Below are 2,963 nucleotides of genomic sequence, written 5' to 3' on the forward strand. Positions count from 1 at the left end.
TGAACTGCTCCCCGAAAGTTGGACTGAGAAATCGGTCCTTCTATCGGGGAGCAGTTTTATGCAGGAGAGTAGTTCGTTATCTGATGAACAGCGCGAGACCGCGGTAGCGTTGTTCGAGATGGGTTGGGGCGCGAAGGCAGCGGCGACGAGGTTAGGGGTACGTTCAAAGCCTGTCATCCGCATTCATGCCCTGTGGAGAGTTCGCGGAGGTACGGCGATAGTGACCAAATCAACCCATCGGAAGTTCACGTTTGAGTTCAAACTGGATGCGGTCCGTCGGTTCCTGGCCGGGGAGAGCCAGGTCGTCCTGGCCAAGGAGCTCCAGCTCTCCTCGCCGGATCTGATCAAGAAGTGGGCGCGGATATACCGCAACGAAGGCGAAGACGGCTTGCGCCCGAAACCACGCGGACGACCACTCTCATCTTTCAAGGCGCCGGCAGAGCCTGAGTCGGAGCTGCAGCGGCTGCGCCGCGAGAACGAGCGGTTGCGCGCAGAGGTGGCCTTCCTGGGAAAAGTAAACGCCTTGAGGGACGAGGAAGAGCGCTAAAAGTCCGCGCTGTCATCGCTCTCAAGGCCCAACACCGGTTGGAAGTTCTGTTGGACGTTGCCGGGCTGCCCCGGTCCACGTTCTTCTATCACCAAGCTCGGCTGCTGGCTCCTGATCCCCAAGCAGATCTCAAAGCAGCGGTCACGGGCATCTTCGAGAAGAGCCACGCCCGGTACGGGCACCGCCGTGTCCATATCGAACTGGTCAAACAAGGCTGGACGGTCGCGAAAAAGACCGTGCTGAAGCTGATGCGCTTGCTGCGGCTGGTCTGCAAGGTCCGGCGGAAGAAGCGCTACAACTCTTATCAGGGAGAGCAGGGCGTTGTTGCCCCGAACCTGTTGAAGCGCCAGTTCGAAGCGGATGCACCGAACGAAAAATGGGTTACCGACGTGACCGAATTCAGCGTCGGCGACAGGAAACTGTACCTCTCACCGGTGATGGACCTCTTCGACCGGCAAATCATCTCCTACGCCATTGGAATCTCTCCCAACCTGGAACTGACCAACTCCTCATTGCGCGGCGCCTTGGCCACCCTGGAGGACGGGCAGAAACCACTCGTGCACTCCGACCAGGGATTCCAGTACCAGCACATCTCCTGGCGCCTACTCCTGCAGAATGCCGGCGCTGTCCAATCGATGTCACGCAAAGCCAACTGCTACGACAACGCCGTCATGGAAAACTTCTTCGGCCACCTCAAGGAAGAGTTCTTCCACCGCGTCCGGTTCCTCAACACTGATGCCTTGGCAGTAGCCCTTCACGAATACATCCGCTGGTACAACACTGAAAGGATCTCCACGAAGCTCGAAGGTCTGAGTCCCGTGCAGTACCGTGCTCAGGCTGTCGCGAGTTGACCCGACAATAAGATTCTGTGACTTTTCCCGGACCGTGATGTTCTGGCACGATTCGGGATGGAACCGCCGTGGGCTTGCCGGACACTAATAGGTATGGGGGACTCAGGGAAGGTATCCACAGACGGAGAGCTTTGGCTGCGCGTCATGGATGGTGACGGTTCCGCGTTCGCTTCCCTCTTCCTGCGTCACCGGGACCGCGTCTTCGTTCACTGCCTCCGGTTGGTGAAAACTTCGTTTGAGGCTGAGGACGCCACCGCAATGGTGTTTTTGGAGGCTTGGCGCTGTAGATCCAGGATCAGGCTGGTCAATGATTCGATGCTGGGCTGGCTGCTGATCACTGCCACCAATGTGGCAAGGAACAAGGTCAGGTCCACACTGCGATATGAGCGGCTGATTAGAAAGCTTCCGCAGCCCCAGGAGGTGCCGGATCACAGCGACTGGGTGGTTGAGACGGTTGACGAAGACCGGCGGTCTCAGTGCTTGCAGCAGGCTTACCGTTCGCTGGGACGGCGTGACCAGGAAATTATTGCGCTGTGCGTTTTGGAAGATATGAGCACGGCAGAAGTGAGCGCACTGCTGGGCATTCCAACGGGCACAGTGAAATCACGGCTCTCCCGTGCCAAACAGAGGCTTGCGCAGCTGATGAACCCCCAGGACCGGTTCCAACCGGAACCGGTCCCCCTCAGTCCCGAAGAGGAAATGCCATGAACAAGAATCCTGGTTCACAGCACTTCAATCCTGAACGCAGTGCCGCCATCGAGGCGCTCCTGGTCAGCGTCGCCCAAGACGGGACCCCGGAAAACCAGCACTTCCAGAACACCAAAGGCAAAAAAATTCTGCTTGCCGGCGTCGCAGTCGCCCTCGTGGCAACCGGCGGAGCGGCGCTGACGCAACTGCCCGTCACGGACAAGAGCTCGATACTTTGTTTCGCCAGGGCCGAGCTGAACGGCCACCAGTTTCCTGGTACCACCGTCACATTGTTGGCAGGTGCAAGGCCCGGTGAGCCAAAACCCGACAACCCTGTTCCCATTGAGGACGCGCTGGCCGCCTGCAGGGACATCTGGGCACAACACGTTCTGGACCCCAATGCTCCGAGCGGTGGCGCGGATCCGAAACTGTTTGACAGCAACTTCTCTTACCCGGTGCCCGATCCATTGACCGTATGCGTACTCGATGACGGACGTGCCGCAGTGATTCCCGGAGACGAAAAGGTCTGCGGCTCGCTAGGGCTCGCTTTGAAAACCGATACCGTCCGCTGAAAGTAGCAGCCGCCCTCAGTCGTTTCACACACCCTTCCCCAATGGGACTACGTGTTCCAGTGAACCCCAAGATCCGGCAGACAAAACTTCGACGATCTTCCGTCACCCTCGAAGGCCCACGATCCACGTGGCCGCGTCGTGATCGTCCCACCTACAACGCTTAGCTCGATGCTCCGACAAAGACGCTTACAGGAAAGCGCTCCGTCCGCAATGGGACGGAGCGCTTTCCTGAGAAGTACCGGATCACTGGACGCTAAAGTGGACTCCTCGCACATTCACGAGTCCAACTTTTGGGGACCAGTTCAA

The 2,963-nt window shown here is 58.5% G+C and carries 4 protein-coding genes; all 4 read left to right on the top strand.

Annotated elements, in window-relative coordinates:
• A partial coding sequence (locus AC5RU7_RS20915) for a helix-turn-helix domain-containing protein (protein WP_494053862.1) occupies positions 1-547 on the top strand: 547 nt, incomplete at its 5' end.
• A gap of 38 nt (positions 548-585) precedes the next feature.
• Entirely contained in the window at positions 586-1,398 is an 813-nt protein-coding gene (locus AC5RU7_RS20920; protein WP_494053863.1) for an IS3 family transposase, read from the top strand.
• A gap of 144 nt (positions 1,399-1,542) precedes the next feature.
• A complete protein-coding gene (locus tag AC5RU7_RS20925) occupies positions 1,543-2,106 on the top strand; it encodes an RNA polymerase sigma factor (protein WP_494053864.1) in 564 nt (187 codons plus the stop codon).
• Entirely contained in the window at positions 2,103-2,657 is a 555-nt protein-coding gene (locus AC5RU7_RS20930) for a hypothetical protein (protein ID WP_494053865.1), read from the top strand. The genes AC5RU7_RS20925 and AC5RU7_RS20930 overlap by 4 nt, the downstream gene beginning before the upstream one ends.
• The last annotated feature ends 306 nt before the right edge of the window (positions 2,658-2,963 follow it).

It is taken from the genome of Arthrobacter sp. K410C (assembly GCF_059090105.1).